This is a genomic window from Ralstonia sp. VS2407, from assembly GCF_052950655.1.
In genome coordinates this window covers 197,873-212,256 of sequence record NZ_JBRFVG010000006.1, presented here as the reverse complement: position 1 = coordinate 212,256, position 14,384 = coordinate 197,873, and the positions used below count along the sequence as shown (strand labels likewise).

Below are 14,384 nucleotides of genomic sequence, written 5' to 3'. Positions count from 1 at the left end.
CTCCCTACAATGACAAATCATATAGATGAATAGTTGACCACTTCAGATACCTAATGCCCGCCGATCTCCGCCTGCCCCGCTATCAGCAATTGCGCGACGATCTGGCCGCGCAGATCGCCCAACAGCACTGGCGCCCGGGCGACGCCATCCCCACCGAAGCCGAGCTTGCCAAGACGTACAACGTGGCAGTCGGCACGGTCCGCAAAGCCGTGGATGTGCTGGTGGCCGAGGGCCTCCTGGAGCGCTTCCAGGGCCGCGGCACCTTTGTGCGCCGGGCAAGCTTTGCCAGCTCCTTGTTCCGCTTCTTCCGCTTCCAGAGTGAAAGCGGCGAGCGACGCATTCCTGAGAGCCGCATTCTCAAGCGCGATGTGCTGGATGCGCCGTCTGCCCCCGCAGCTGGCTTGCAGATCGAAACAGGCTCACCGGTCATTCGCCTGACCCGGCTGCGCCTGCTGGATGGCGCACCCATGCTGGCCGAAGAAATCTGGCTGCCGTACGACCGTTTCGCCCCGCTCGCCACGCTGGAACTCGACGCGTTTGGCGACCTGCTGTATCCGCTGTACGAATCCCACTGCGGCCAGATCATCGCCAGCGCTGAAGAAACGCTTACCGCCGAGGCCGTCAACGCAACGTACGCGCGGCTGTTGCGCATCCAGCCCGGCGATCCGGTGATGGTCATCGAACGCGTTGCGCGCGGCTACGACCGGGTGCCGCTTGAATGGCGGCGCTCGCGGGGCGCGGCGGCGCACTTCCGGTACCACGTGGATATCCGGTAACGCCCTCCCACGCTGCCACCCGACCCGACAAAAACACACACAGGAGACAACATCATGCAGGCCAACTCATCGACCGCGCCGCCGCTGCTGGACGTGCGCGGCGTCACGCTGCAGTACAAGACACGCCAGCATCTGGTGACGGCCACCTACCGCGTCGACTTTCAGGTCTACCCCGGCGAGCGCTACATCTTGTTGGGCCCATCGGGCTGCGGCAAATCGACATTGCTCAAGGCCATCGGCGGCTACCTCACGCCCACCGAAGGCGAGATCCGCCTGAAGGGCCAGCCCGTGACCAAGCCCGGCCCGGATCGCATGATGGTGTTCCAGGAGTTCGACCAGCTCCTGCCGTGGAAGACCGTGAAGGAGAACGTGCTGTTCCCGCTGCTCTCCACGGGCAAGCTGGGCGCGCGTGAGGCCGAAGAACGCGCCCTGCACTACATCAACAAGGTCAATCTCACCAAATTTGCCGACCACCACCCGCACATGCTGTCGGGCGGGATGAAGCAACGCGTGGCCATCGCACGCGGCATGGCCATGGAGCCCGACGTGCTGCTGATGGACGAGCCCTTCGCCGCGCTCGATGCGCTCACGCGCCGCAAGATGCAGGACGAGCTGCTGCAACTGTGGGATGAAACGCGCTTCACCGTGCTGTTCGTCACGCACTCGATTCCGGAGGCGATCCGCTGCGGCAGCCGCATCCTGATCCTTTCGCCGCATCCGGGCCAAGTCCGCGCCGAACTGCCGAGCCTTGCGCGCGGCGATGATGACCCCGAGCGCTTCAAGGCGCTGGAAGCCGAGATCCACGACATGCTATTCGCCCGCACGGTGGAGGAAACCCATGCAGACTGAAACCCTTTCCATGCCGGCCACCACCGACATCAGCAACCGCGCGCCCGTCTACAGCACGCCCGTGGCGTTCGAGCGCATCGGCGTGGTGGAAAAACCGCTCTCCATTGCCGAGCGCCTGTACGAGCAGGCATGGTTGCGCAAGCTCGTCATCCTCGTCGTGCTGGCACTCGTGTGGGAAGGCGGAGCGCGCTGGCTCGACAACCCGCTGCTGATGCCGACCTTCTCCGACACCGTGCAGGCGCTGTGGGCAGGGCTGGCCAGCGGCACACTGTTCGCTCGCATCGGCACGTCAATGCAAACGCTGCTTGCGGGCTACGCGCTTGGGCTGGCCCTGTCGTGCGCATTGGTGGTACTGGGCATCAGCAACCGGCTCGGGCAGGACTTCCTGGAAACGCTCACGGCCATGTTCAACCCGCTGCCCGCCATTGCGCTGCTGCCTATCGCACTCGTGTGGTTTGGTCTCGGCAACGGCAGCCTGATCTTCGTGATCGTGCATTCCGTGGTGTGGGCGGTGTCGCTCAACACGCATGCCGGCTTTCTGTCGGTATCGAACACGCTGCGCATGGTGGGCCGCAACTACGGGCTATCCGGCATGGGGTACCTGACCAAGATCCTGATCCCAGCCGCGTTCCCCTCCATCCTCACCGGCCTGAAGATCGGCTGGGCATTCGCATGGCGCACGTTGATCGCATCGGAACTGGTGTTTGGCGTGAGTTCCGGCCAGGGCGGCCTCGGCTGGTACATCTACGAGAACAAGAACCAGCTGCAGATTCCCGAAGTCTTTGCGGGTCTGTTGACGGTGATCATCATCGGCCTGCTGGTAGAGAACCTGGTATTCCGCACGCTTGAAGCCCGGACCGTCAAACGCTGGGGCATGCAGAACTAAGGGCGCGCTTGACTACCGAAACCGTCCAGGCGCTCACAGTCGCCCCTCGACGGTTTGGCCGTACCCTGCCCTATGCGGCGCCTTGAATTTTTGTGAGCGGGCGGAAAAAGGAAGGAGGCTTGTCTGAGCAAAGCGAGTTTGCCTCCTTCCCCGCACGGTCACAGAAATTCAAGGGGAATTCGCCGCATCGGGCGCGCCTTTCTTTGCTTGCTTTCCTTGGCAAGACAAAGAAAGTGAGTCGCCCCCGGCAGGGGGTGAAACAGGGAATACACCACCAACAAACATAAAGACCAACAGAGCAACAAGGAGACAACACATGCACAAACCCCGCCGTAACGTCCTCCGCCTGACCATGGCCGCCACGCTGGCCGCATCGCTCCTGGGCGGCACCATCAGCACCGCCCACGCAGAAGCCACCGAAGTCCGCATCTCCCACGGCTACGGCATCCTCTACCTCCCCATCATGGTGATGGCCAGCGAGCACCTGCTGGAGAAGCAAGCCAAGGCCGCCGGCCTGGGCGACGTGAAGGTCAACTACCGCATCCTCGATGGCGGCAACGTCATCAACGACGCCATGCTCTCGGGCGCGCTGGACATCGCCTCGCTGGGCGTGCCGGGCTTCCTCACGCTGTGGGACAAGACCCGCGGCAGCGCGATGGAAGTGCGCGGGCTGTCGTCGCTCAGCTCATCGTCGATGTACCTGATGACGCGCAACCCGAACGTGAAGACGCTGGCCGATTTCTCCGACAAGGACCGCATTGCCGTGCCCGGCATCAAGACCTCGCTGCCGGCCGTGGTGCTTCAGATGGCTGCCGCCAAGACCTTCGGCGACAAGCAATTCAACAAGCTTGACCCGATCACCGTGCCGCTGCCGCACCCAGACGCCACCGCCGTCATGCTGGCCGGCGGCAGCCAGATCAACAGCCACATGGCCTCGCCGCCGTTCTCGTACACCGAGGCGGCAGCCCCCGGCCTGCACCGCGTGTTCAACACGGTTGACGTGCTCGGCAACATCACGCTGGACATGACCTACACCAGCAAGAAGTTCTACGAGGCCAACCCGAAGCTGTCGGCGGCATTCGTGGCGGCGCTGGATGAAGCCAACGCCCTCATCGCCAAGGACAAGACCAAGGCCGCGCAGATCTACATTGCGCAATCGAAGGTGAAGAGTTCGCCGGAAGACGTGAAGAAGATCCTGGACGATCCGGATTCGCGCTTCACGACCACGCCGGTGGGCGTCGCGCACTATGCTGAATTCATGCAGCGCGTGGGCACGCTCAAGAACAAGCCCGCGTCGTGGAAGGATGTGTTTTTCCCGACGGTGCAGAACCGGCCGGGTTCGTAACACGAAACGCCTGAGCACATCGAGCAGCACGCAGCATCCGCACGGAGGTATTTTCATGGCACTACGCATCGTCCGGCTCGGCGAGCCGCGTCACCCCGGTGAGGGCTTGCGCATCGGCACCGTGCGGCGCCCACCGCGCGGTGTGCCGAAGGAAGAATTCGCCAGCCGCGATTTCTACGACGTGTGGATGCCGCTGCTCTCGCCCACGCCCGAACTGGTCAAGCAGGCGCAGGCCGCGCAAACCGCGCACGACAAGGATCAGCAAGACAAGGGCTGGCAAACCTTCGTACGCCACTTCCGCACCGAAATGCGCGACGGTGATGCAGCGCGCCTGCTCGACATGCTGGCCGCGCTATCGCACCAGACCAACCTGTCGGTCGGCTGCTATTGCGAGGATGAAGCGCATTGCCATCGGTCAGTACTGCGCGCGTTGTTGAAGGAGCGTGGCGCGAAGCTGGACGACTGACGGAAGGCACGGTAACGAACCGCGTACCCCACGCGGGTGACGACGCGCCGCTGCGGCAAACCTATAACGAACGTACGCGCGACCACACTCTCATCGCGTCGTGCCGTCGTCATTCGTCATTCCAGGAGCACCGCCATGGGCCGCCGCTACATCGATTGCCGCGCCTTCCCCAGCGAGACCAACTGCTCGGTCGCCATCAGCGCCGACAGCGATGCCGAACTGCTGGAGGCGGCCGTGCAGCATGCCGTTTCCGTGCACAAGCACACCGATTCGCCCGAGTTGCGGGCGCAACTGCAAACCCTTTTCCAGGACGGCACCCCTGCCGTGGCGCCACCAAAGATGGCCACTGCCTGATCAAAACGCGACCGCCGCTACCGACGCGCAGACAGCGCCAGCATCAGCCGCACCACATCGCACTGGCTGTGCGTGTTGGTCTTGCGATAGACGTGCTTGAGGTGCGTGCGCACCGTGTCGAGTGAAATGCCCAGCGTGCGGGCAATGCAGGCTGGGTCCGAGCCGCTTGCGAGCAGATCGGCCACATCGGCTTCGCGGCGCGTCAGGTGGAATGCATCGGTCAACCACAGGCTGGCCGGCTGCGCAGGCGAGAAGCCTGTGCGTGCAGCAACGCGTTGCCAGCACAACGGCAGTGCTTGCGCAAAGTGCGGCAGCAAGGCTTGTGGCGCCGCACCATGCTGCAGGTGTTGCGGCACGCCCGACTTGCGGTAATCGAGCCACACCACGCCGCGCACTTCGGCATCGGCCACGGGCCAGGTCTCCACACCATCACCGCGCACCGCATGCAGCAGCACGTCGGCCGAGCATGCGCCGCGTGACGCCGCCCAGTGCCACCTTCCATCGACGCGCCATCGGATCAGGGCCGCTGCATGGTTTGCGCCGCACGCATCGCGCAGCACGTTCATCACGCCCGTAGCATCGCCCGCGCACGCCGCCACGTAGCACTGGCGCAGCACGGTTGCCGAGGCATGCGATGAGGCAACAGAAAGATGCGGCATGAAGGAATACGGGCGCCGCGGCTTGCGACCGCGGCGCCCGTCTTGGAAGGGGACTTCATTATAGGAAGCGCATCACCTCCCGCACTGCCCCTTTTGCCCTAAGCCCATCGGGGATCAGGCCAGCGCTCGGCGCGACATCAAGCGCGCGCGCACGTGGTCATACGCAAGGTTGAAGAAGAACGTGTACGGCAGAAACAGCAGCATGATGCCGATGTCGAGCACAAACGCTTCCCACAGACCCACGTCGAGCCACCAGGCAGCCAGCGGCACCAGCATCAAGACTAACCCGCCCTCGAACAGGCACGCATGCACCACCCGCAGGACCACGGTACGCGAGAGCTTGTAGCGACGCTCCACGCGCTCGAAGATGGCGTTGAACACCATGTTCCACACCATCGCCACCGCCGCAAACATGAGCGTCATCACGCCCATTTCGGCCAACGGCAGATCCATCAGCCAGCTAAACAGCGGGGCACAGATCAGCATGGCAACCAACTCGAACGTCAGCGCATGGACAAGGCGCTCGGCTGGCGTTTTTTGTATGACTTGCATTGCACTTACCTCCAAAGAACAGCGCCATTTTCATCGGTATTAGCCGCATGATCCAGTTCATTAGCATCGGTTTTTCCGATATATTGAGCGCTATCTCGCCGTCCGGAGTACTGAATGCGTCATTCGCCCGAAGCCTTGCTGGCCTTTGCCGAAGCCGCCACGCTCGGTTCCTTTTCCGCCGCAGCCCGCAAATTGGGCAAGCGGCAGTCCACGGTCAGCGAGGCGATCGCCAATCTTGAAATCGACCTGGGCCTGACGCTCTTCGACCGCAGCACGCGCCAGCCCACGTTGACCGAAGCGGGCCACGCGATGCTCACCCAGGTGCGCCGCGTGCTCGACGCCAGCGCGCAGATGGACCGACTGGCGGCGCAAATGGCCGGTGGCCTGGAGGCGCGCCTGACGCTCGTCGTGTCGGACACCTATCAGTCGGACCGGTATGAGCAGACGCTCGCCACGCTAGAGCAGCGTTACCCCGACCTCGAACTCGAATGCCTGATCGCCGAACACGAAGACGTGGTCGATATCATCCAGCTGGGCCGTGCCCAGATCGGCCTGGTAGCGGCGCAGGCCGCATATCCGGCCGATATCGGCTGGGCCACCATTGCAGAGCAATCGGAGATCGGACTGTTCGTGGGGCTGCAGCACCCGCTCGCCCGATACGGTGAAGAGGAAGTGCCGCACGCCATACTGCGCGAGGCGCGCGAGCTACGGTTGAACACCTTCGTCGATCCGACGGGGCCGCGCACCGACGCGGTGCCCGTGCGCAGCCTGCGCCGCTGGTCTGCGCCGAGCTACCTGATGCTGCTGGAAATGGCCGTGCTGGGCTTCGGATGGACGGAGCTGCCGCGCTGGCTGGTAGACCACTTTGCGGCAGACCGATTGCATGAAGTGCGTGCACGGGGCTGGCCGCGCCTCGTGCCGGTCGACGCCGTATGGTCACGCAATCGCACGCTGGGGCAGGCCGGCGCCTGGCTGCTGGAAACGATGCTGGCGGGCTAGGCGCTCAAGCGTTTTCGTCGAGCCGATCGATGATCAGGTGCGAAAGCTGCGCCGTCTGCTCCTTCGACAATGAAAACTCCATGCCGAACGACGGAAACGCAGATGCAGGCGCCCCCAGCGCGGGCGACCCGCTCGCCACGCGGCCCGTCAGGGAGAACGACTCCAGCTGACCATCCACGTAGGCACTGAAATCGACAGACAGCCTGTCGCCGGGCTGAAATGCCGCGCTGGCACTTTGCACAAGCGCGCCATTCAGGCAGATATCGCGGATCACCGCCACGCGATCTGCCGCGGAAGCCGCCTGCCCTTCGGGGCGCAAGCGGGCACCGATCCGGACCTGCACACGCTTGGCGCGGCGCAGCGGCATTTTCTGCATCTTGATCGGCGCAGACAGCACGAGGTACGGCGAAGGAAATTGCCCCACCGACACCACGCTGCACATCATGGTAACGACCGCGCGGCCGGAAAATCCGCGCAGCAAGAGGATGTCCCGAACCTCCGGGCGCAGCGTGCGCTTGCCGTCGGCCGGCTGCGTGACGAACACCGCCTCACCTTCGATGTAGCCGATCAGGCGGCACGGCAGCAGGCCGCGCATCGGTGCGGATTTCTCCTGCACCTGCAGGACGGTACCCACGCTCAGACCGCTCGACGCGAGGCGGGGCTTGGCTTCACCGGGCGCCGCAGGTGCAGCAACCTCAACGCCCTCGCCTTCATCCAATGCCAGCACCGGGCCGTGATGAAACAGGAGGCGGACGTCTTCGGCATCCGGAACCACGGCGCCGGCGGGCAGCAGCAGGTGGCCCCCGCTATCGGCCAGTGGGAACGGCAGCGGCTGGCCGACCGGCACATCTTCCTGGGTGAGTTGCCGCGTTTTTTGCAGGGTCATGGGGGCGAGGGATCGGTGCGTCTTGGTCGGGCATGTGCCTCGGCAGGCATGCCTTCCATTCTGCAACAATGGCGGCCAAACGGCGGGAGATCAACTCGCGCGAACCCCACCCGCCTGACGCACATCAAGCGCAAGCGTTTGCATCCCCCGCCAGTGCCGTCGCTTCGATTTCCACTGCCAGACCGTAGTGCAGCGTCGGCACCGGCACCACGGCGCGCGCCGGGCGGAGGTCACCGATCCACGCGCGGTAGAGCGCATCGAACGCGGGCCAGTGCGTCTCCATGTCAGTCACGTACACGCGCACCTGCACCAGACGCGAGCGGTCGGTGCCGGCAGCGGCAAGCACGGCGTCCAGGTTGGAGAGGACCTGCCGCACCTGTGTCTCGAATGGCGCATCGACGAGATTTTCGCCGGTGGGCGTCACGGGAATCTGTCCGGCGACGAACACGAAGCCATTGGCACACACCGCGTGCGAGTAGTGCCCTGCCGGCGGCCGCAATGCCGGCGCGTTCAGATAGTGTGCGCCGCTCATCTGGCTGCCTCGGCTCCCAGCACCAGCTTGGCGAAGAGTTGCAAGTCCACATTGCCGCCCGACAGGATCACGCCGACGCGCTTGCCGCGCACATCGACCTTGCCGTTCAGCGCCGCAGCGGCGGCCAGGCAGCCGGTGGGCTCGACCACTGCCTTCATGCGCGAGGCGAAGAACTGCATGGCGCTGACGAGTTCGGCATCGCTCACGGTGATGATGTCGTCGACCAGTTCGCGAATCACGGCAAACGTGTAGTTGCCCAGGTGTTGCGTCTGCGCGCCGTCGGCCAGCGTCTTGGGGGTGTCGATATGGACGATTTCGCCTTTGCGAAAGCTCTGCTGGCCGTCGTTGCCGGCCTCGGGCTCCACGCCGAATATCTTGCACGCGGGGTTCAGCGCGCGCGCTGCCGTGGCGCAACCGGAGAGCAACCCGCCGCCGCCCAACGGGGCCAGCAGCACGTCCAGCGGGCCAACCTCTTCGATCAGTTCCTTGGCCGCCGTGCCCTGCCCGGCCATCACGTGCGGATGGTCGTACGGCGGAATCAGCGTGAGACTCTGCTCTTCGGCCAGCTTGCGGCCGATGGCTTCGCGGTCTTCGGTGTAGCGGTCGAAGAACACCACCTCGCCGCCGTAGCCGCGCGTGGCTTCCACCTTCACGACCGGTGCGTCCTTCGGCATGACGATGACGGCACGCATGCCGAGCAACTTTGCCGACAGCGCAATCGCCTGCGCGTGGTTACCAGACGAAAACGTGATGACGCCCGCCTTGCGCTGCTCCGGCGTGAATTGCGACAGCGCGTTGTACGCGCCGCGAAACTTGAACGCACCCATGCGCTGAAAGCTCTCAGCCTTGAAGAACAGCTCGGCGCCGGTCATGGCATTGGCGGTTGCTGACGTCAGCACGGGCGTCTTGTGGGCAACGCCCTGCAGGCGCGCGTGCGCGGCAACAACGTCGTCGTAGGAAATGGGCAGGCTCATGCAAGGTCCTCGGGAAGGTAGGTGTAGACGGTGGAGCGCGCCACGCCGAGTGTCTGAGCGACTTCGGTCAGTGCGCGGCGCAAGTTCAGCAGGCCGCTGGCGGCGAGTTCGCGCATGGCTTCGCGGCGCTGGTCGAGCGTCATGGCCATGGGCGTGGTGTTGCGGGCGGCGGCAAACTGTTCGAGTGCAATGCGCACGTCTTCCACGCGGCGGGAGCCCAGCGACTCGGGCACCGGCGGCGCGGCAACATCGATGCGCATCAACTTCGTGAGGCTCGCCGTCATGGCGCCGAGCATCGATACATCCATGTTCAGGCAGATGGCCGCCACGTAATCGCCACGGCTGTTCTTCAGGCCGATCGAGGTGCTCTTGGCCGGGCGCCCGTCGGGAAACCGGTTGGCGTAGTTTTCGATGACTTCCGGGAAGTCCGGATCGGCCAGGCGTGCAAGGCCCAGCTCCGTCACGGCGTCGCCCACCTGGCGGCCGGACAGATTGTTGGCGATGGCGACGACGGAATGATCGGGATCGGTCAGGTCGTGCAGGACGACTTCCACCAGCGGCGCCAGCGTGTTGCCCAGCGCCTCGACGATCTTGCGGCCTTCGCGCAGCAGAAGGCGGTTTTCTTCGATGGGTTTCATGGGCACTGACGATACGTCAATTAATGACATTTCGTCAATGACACGGGAGACGCCATGACAGTGTGCGACTCCCAAGGAGAAAAAACGCCTGCCCGAAGGTCGAGAGAGAACGGAGGTAACTAGGGCAGGCTGGGAAAGATTATTCGGGCACCAGCGGGCCTGGGGGCTGCGCCGCTTCGTGCGATGTGGGCTGCGCCTCGGCCGCGTTGCCAGGCCGGATCCTGAACCAGATCGAGTACATCGCCGGCAGGAACACCAGGGTCAGGATTGTGCCCGCGAGCGTTCCGCCGATCAGCGTGTACGCCAGCGCGCCCCAGAACACCGAATGCGTGAGCGGGATGAAGGCCAGGACGGCGGCCAGCGCCGTGAGAATCACCGGGCGGGCACGTTGGACCGTCGCTTCCACCACGGCCCGGAACGGGTCCAATCCCTCGTCCTTGTTGTGCTGGATCTGCCCGATGAGGATGAGCGTGTTGCGCATCAAGATGCCCGACAACGCAATCAGGCCAACCAACGCGTTGATGCCGAACGGCTGCCCAAACAGGATCAGGGTCGGGACCACACCAATCAACCCCAGCGGGCTGGTCAGGAACACCATGACCATCGCTGGAATGGAGCGCACCTGGAAGATGAGGATCAGCAAGGTCACCGCCAGCATGATCGGGAACAGCGGCAGCATGGCCTTCGTCGCCTTGCCCGACTCTTCGATGGAGCCCGCTTGCTCAATGCGGTATCCGCTCGGCAGCTTCTCGATGATCGGGGAAAGCTGCTTGCTGATGGCGGTCGACACATCGGGCGGTTGCAGACCGTCGGCAATATCGCCGCGCACCGTGATGGTCGGCATGCGGTCGCGCCGGCGCATGACGGGCTCTTCCATGCGCACCTCGATCTTGCCGATTTGCGAGAGGGGGATGCGCTGCCCGCTGGCACCGGCCAGTGTGAAGTCTCCGATCTTGGCCGGGTCGAGCCGCACGTTGCCGGCCGAGCGCGCGGTCACCTGCACGGTGCGGATGTCCTCGCGCACCGCCGTCACCGGAACGCCGTTGAGCAGGAATTGCAGTTGCTGCGCAACGGCGCTGGAAGTCAGGCCCACGGCCTGGAGACGGTCTTGCTGCAAGGTGAAGTGCAGCGTCGGTACACGCATGCCCCAGTCCGTGTTCACCGTGCGCATCATCGGACTGGCGTCCATGACCTGCCGCACATCGGCGGCGATGCGGCGCAATGTCTCCGCATCCGGGCCGGTCACGCGGTAAGCCACCGGGAACGGCGAATACGGGCCGAACACGAGCTGCGTAACACGCACGCGCGCCTCGGGGGCGAGGCCATCCGCAACGGCCTGACGCAGACGCTGCTTCAGCGCATCACGCTCTTCCTGGCTATCGGTGCGGATCACGATCTTGGCGAACGACGGGTCGGGCAACTCTGGCCCCATTGCCAGATAGAAGCGTGGCGCGCCCTGGCCGATATATGCCGTCACGATCTTGGCTTCCTTCTGCTTGGCGAGCCAGGCTTCGATCTTTGCGGTCGCCGCGTCGGTCTGGTTGATCGACGTGCCATAAGGCATCTGCACCTCGACCAGCACTTCCGGGCGATCCGAGATTGGGAAGAATTGCTTCTTAACCACCGCCATGCCCGCTATGGCCGAGGCGAAGAGGCCCACCACCGCGCCCGCGACTAGCCATTTGCGCGCAATCACGCGCCCGAGCAGCACACGGAAGCGGTTGTAGCGCGGGGTGTCGTAAATCGCATCGTGGCCGCCTTCGACCTTCTTGAAATCGGGCAGCATCTTCACGCCCAGGTACGGCGTGAACACCACCGCGACCACCCAGGATGCAATCAGCGCAATGCCGACAATCCAGAACATGTTGCTGGTGTATTCACCCGCCGTGGATCGCGCAAAGCCGTTGGGCATGAAGCCGACGGCCGTGACCAGCGTGCCCGACAGCATGGGCGCGGCGGTGTGGCTCCACGCATAGGCCGAAGCAGCCACGCGGCTGTAGCCCTCTTCCATTTTCACCACCATCATTTCGATGGCGATGATCGCGTCGTCCACCAACAGGCCCAATGCCAGAATCAACGACCCCAACGTGATGCGATCGAAGTTCTTGCCTGTAGCGGCCATCACCACAAACACCACGGCCAGCGTCAGTGGCACGGCTGCGGCCACCACAAGGCCTGCGCGCCAGCCCATGCTGATAAAGCTCACCAGCATCACCACCAGAAGCGCAGCAAAGAACTTGAGCATGAACTCGTCGACCGCACCGGCGATGTTGACGGCTTGGTCCGTCACCTTGGTCAGACTCATGCCGAGCGGCATGTCCGCATTGATGGCGCCGACTTCCTTGTCGAGTGCCTTGCCCAGATCGAGCCCGTTCCATCCATCGCGCATGACGACGCCCAACAGCAACGCGGGCTGCCCGCCATTGCGCACCATGAATGTGGCGGGGTCTTCATAACCGCGCTTGACAGTGGCGATGTCGGAGAGCTTTAACGTGCGGCCCTGCGAGACCACCGGCGTATCGCGAATCTTCTGTAGTTCATCGAATGCGCCATCCAGGCGGATGAACACCTGTGGCCCTTTCGTTTCGACCGAGCCGGCGGCCGTCAGCGCATTCTGGCTGTTGAGCGCGGCAAACACGTCTTGCGGGCTCACGCCGAGCGTCGCCAGCCGGTCATGTGAGAACTCGACGTAGATGCGCTCGGACTGTTCGCCGATGATGTTCACCTTCTTCACGCCGGGCACATGCAGCAGGCGCTGGCGCAGAGTCTCCGCATCGCGCACGAGCGCACGTTGCGGCTCGCCTTGTGCCTTGAGTGCAAACAATGCAAAGGTCACGTCCGAATATTCGTCATTGACGATCGGCCCGATCACGCCGGACGGCAGGTTGCCCACCTCGTCGCCGACCTTCTTGCGCGCTTGATAAAACTCTTCTTGCACCTCCGACGGCGGGGTGCTGTCGAGCAAAGTCAGCGTGGTGAACGCCAAACCGGGGCGGGTGTACGTTTCGGTGCGGTCGTACCAGCGCAATTCCTGCATGCGCTTTTCGATCTTCTCAGCCACCTGGTCCTGCATTTCCTGCGCGGTGGCGCCGGGCCACACGGTGACGACGTTCATCACCTTGACCGTAAACGCCGGGTCTTCCGCGCGACCCAGCTTGAAGAAGGAAATCAGCCCCGCCAGCGAGATCAGGCAGATGAGGAACAGCGTGACGGCACGCTCGCGCACCGCCAGGGCCGAGAGGTTGAAACGACCTTGGCTCACGGGCGCACCTCCGCATTTGCAGCAACTGCGGTACTGGCCTGCTGACCCGCTACGCGCACTTGCTGTCCTTCGCGTAGCAGTTGTGCGCCGAGCGCGACGATGCGATCTCCCTGTTTAACCTGGCCTGCAACGCGAGCGCTTTCGTCGCCCAGGCGCAGGAGCGCGATGGAGCGCCACGAGACCTTCGCTGGATCACCCTGGATGACCCACACGCCTGGGCCCTTGCCCGCATCAAACACGGCACCGAGGGGTATCTGCAGATCGGCCCCCTGACGATCGCCTTGCGCCGTTGCTGGCCGATCGGGAATCTGAATCGTGACGGTGGCGCCCAGCGGCGCGTTGGCTAGATCGCCGTCGAGCACATAACGCGCTTCATACGTGCGGGTAAGCCGGTCCGCAGCATCCGACAGTTGCCGCAGCTTGGCAGGCGTGCCGTCGCCATCCCTCCCGAACAATGTGGCCAGCGCTACCGAGCCGATGGCGGGGCGCAAGGTTTCCGGCAGCTGGACTACCGCTTCACGGCGGCCAGCATGCGCTAGGCGCACGACCACCTGCCCCGCGTTGACGACTTGGCCGGGCTCGGCCAGCGTTTCCATGACCACGCCGTCGCCGTCAGCAACGAGTTCTGCGTAACGGCTGGCGTTGCGCGCAACATCGGCTTGCGCTTCTGCGGCGTTCAATTGCGCTTTTGCCGCGTCCGCCGCAGCCTTCGCCTGGTCGTAAGCGGAGGCGGAAATCGCCCCCGTGCCGCGCAAGTCGCGGTAGCGCGCTTCGTCTTCCGACGTCTGTTGCGCGCGTGCCCGGGCGGCGACGACGGCTTCCAACTGCGCATGCGCGGCAAGCTTCAGATCTGCCGGATCGATGCGCATGAGCGGCTGGCCCCGCTTGACGGTTTGCCCTGCGTCCACGAGTCGTTCCAGCACCTTGCCGGGCACGCGGAATCCGAGGTCGCTCTGCACCCTGGCAGCCACGACGCCTGTGAACGAGCGCGATGCAGACGCCACGGGCCGAACAAACGCGGCGCGCACCAGAGGCGCCTCGGTGCGCGGGTCGGCGGGGGCTTTTTCGCCGCAAGCGATCAACGCCAGCGGCAACGCGAGAGCAGCGGTAGCGGAAACAAAGCGACGCGAAAGCATGAAAACCCCATCGACAAGATGATCTGGGCTTTCATTCTTGTTCTTGTGACTAATTTAGTCAATAGTCACA

General features: G+C 64.2%; 15 protein-coding genes. 7 read left to right on the top strand and 8 right to left on the bottom strand.

Annotated elements, in window-relative coordinates; translation table 11 throughout:
- The first annotated feature begins 53 nt into the window (after window positions 1-53).
- The 6 genes from ACU8YE_RS12705 to ACU8YE_RS12680 all read left to right on the top strand — a co-directional run bounded on the left by ACU8YE_RS12705 (window position 54) and on the right by ACU8YE_RS12680 (window position 4,676).
- Complete coding sequence (locus ACU8YE_RS12705) at window positions 54-776, top strand: GntR family transcriptional regulator (RefSeq protein ID WP_024978366.1); 723 nt, start codon at window positions 54-56, stop codon at window positions 774-776.
- A gap of 54 nt (window positions 777-830) precedes the next feature.
- Complete coding sequence (locus tag ACU8YE_RS12700) at window positions 831-1,625, top strand: ABC transporter ATP-binding protein (protein WP_232039974.1); 795 nt, start codon at window positions 831-833, stop codon at window positions 1,623-1,625.
- On the top strand, window positions 1,615-2,511 hold the full coding sequence (locus ACU8YE_RS12695; protein ID WP_024978364.1) for an ABC transporter permease: 897 nt from the start codon (window positions 1,615-1,617) through the stop codon (window positions 2,509-2,511). The genes ACU8YE_RS12700 and ACU8YE_RS12695 overlap by 11 nt, the downstream gene beginning before the upstream one ends.
- Before the next feature lie 316 nt (window positions 2,512-2,827).
- Entirely contained in the window at window positions 2,828-3,856 is a 1,029-nt protein-coding gene (locus ACU8YE_RS12690) for an ABC transporter substrate-binding protein (RefSeq protein WP_322017816.1), read from the top strand.
- 55 nt (window positions 3,857-3,911) lie between these two features.
- Window positions 3,912-4,322 (top strand): DUF488 domain-containing protein, encoded by a 411-nt coding sequence (locus ACU8YE_RS12685; RefSeq protein ID WP_260801375.1) that lies wholly within the window; start codon window positions 3,912-3,914, stop codon window positions 4,320-4,322.
- Window positions 4,323-4,457: 135 nt separating this feature from the next.
- On the top strand, window positions 4,458-4,676 hold the full coding sequence (locus ACU8YE_RS12680; RefSeq protein WP_206273118.1) for a DUF1059 domain-containing protein: 219 nt from the start codon (window positions 4,458-4,460) through the stop codon (window positions 4,674-4,676).
- A 17-nt stretch (window positions 4,677-4,693) separates the two neighbouring features.
- Here the strand turns inward: ACU8YE_RS12680 and ACU8YE_RS12675 are convergent, their stop codons facing one another.
- Together ACU8YE_RS12675 and ACU8YE_RS12670 are read right to left on the bottom strand one after the other, a co-directional pair.
- Window positions 4,694-5,335, bottom strand: a complete 642-nt coding sequence (locus ACU8YE_RS12675; protein WP_446928861.1) for a response regulator transcription factor — start codon at window positions 5,333-5,335, stop codon at window positions 4,694-4,696.
- A 114-nt stretch (window positions 5,336-5,449) separates the two neighbouring features.
- Entirely contained in the window at window positions 5,450-5,887 is a 438-nt protein-coding gene (locus tag ACU8YE_RS12670) for a multidrug/biocide efflux PACE transporter (RefSeq protein WP_232039978.1), read from the bottom strand.
- Window positions 5,888-6,001: 114 nt separating this feature from the next.
- On the opposite strand from ACU8YE_RS12670, the gene ACU8YE_RS12665 reads away from it, so the two are divergent.
- Window positions 6,002-6,886, top strand: a complete 885-nt coding sequence (locus tag ACU8YE_RS12665) for a LysR family transcriptional regulator (protein WP_147218562.1) — start codon at window positions 6,002-6,004, stop codon at window positions 6,884-6,886.
- Between the two features lie 4 nt (window positions 6,887-6,890).
- Here the strand turns inward: ACU8YE_RS12665 and ACU8YE_RS12660 are convergent, their stop codons facing one another.
- The 6 genes from ACU8YE_RS12660 to ACU8YE_RS12635 form a co-directional block, all read right to left on the bottom strand.
- Entirely contained in the window at window positions 6,891-7,772 is an 882-nt protein-coding gene (locus ACU8YE_RS12660; protein ID WP_446928860.1) for a flagellar brake protein, read from the bottom strand.
- A 124-nt stretch (window positions 7,773-7,896) separates the two neighbouring features.
- Complete coding sequence (locus ACU8YE_RS12655) at window positions 7,897-8,304, bottom strand: RidA family protein (RefSeq protein ID WP_446928859.1); 408 nt, start codon at window positions 8,302-8,304, stop codon at window positions 7,897-7,899.
- The gene (locus tag ACU8YE_RS12650) at window positions 8,301-9,278 is read right to left on the bottom strand and encodes a threo-3-hydroxy-L-aspartate ammonia-lyase (protein ID WP_446928858.1); all 978 of its coding nucleotides are present in this window, start codon (window positions 9,276-9,278) and stop codon (window positions 8,301-8,303) included. Before ACU8YE_RS12650 ends, ACU8YE_RS12655 begins: the two co-directional genes overlap by 4 nt.
- Entirely contained in the window at window positions 9,275-9,916 is a 642-nt protein-coding gene (locus tag ACU8YE_RS12645; RefSeq protein ID WP_260801369.1) for a helix-turn-helix transcriptional regulator, read from the bottom strand. The genes ACU8YE_RS12650 and ACU8YE_RS12645 overlap by 4 nt, the downstream gene beginning before the upstream one ends.
- Before the next feature lie 139 nt (window positions 9,917-10,055).
- The gene (locus tag ACU8YE_RS12640; RefSeq protein WP_446928857.1) at window positions 10,056-13,178 is read right to left on the bottom strand and encodes an efflux RND transporter permease subunit; all 3,123 of its coding nucleotides are present in this window, start codon (window positions 13,176-13,178) and stop codon (window positions 10,056-10,058) included.
- Window positions 13,175-14,314 carry an efflux RND transporter periplasmic adaptor subunit gene (locus ACU8YE_RS12635; RefSeq protein ID WP_446928856.1) on the bottom strand — a complete coding sequence of 380 codons (1,140 nt, stop codon included), beginning with the start codon at window positions 14,312-14,314 and terminating at the stop codon, window positions 13,175-13,177. The genes ACU8YE_RS12640 and ACU8YE_RS12635 overlap by 4 nt, the downstream gene beginning before the upstream one ends.
- Window positions 14,315-14,384 lie beyond the last annotated feature (70 nt).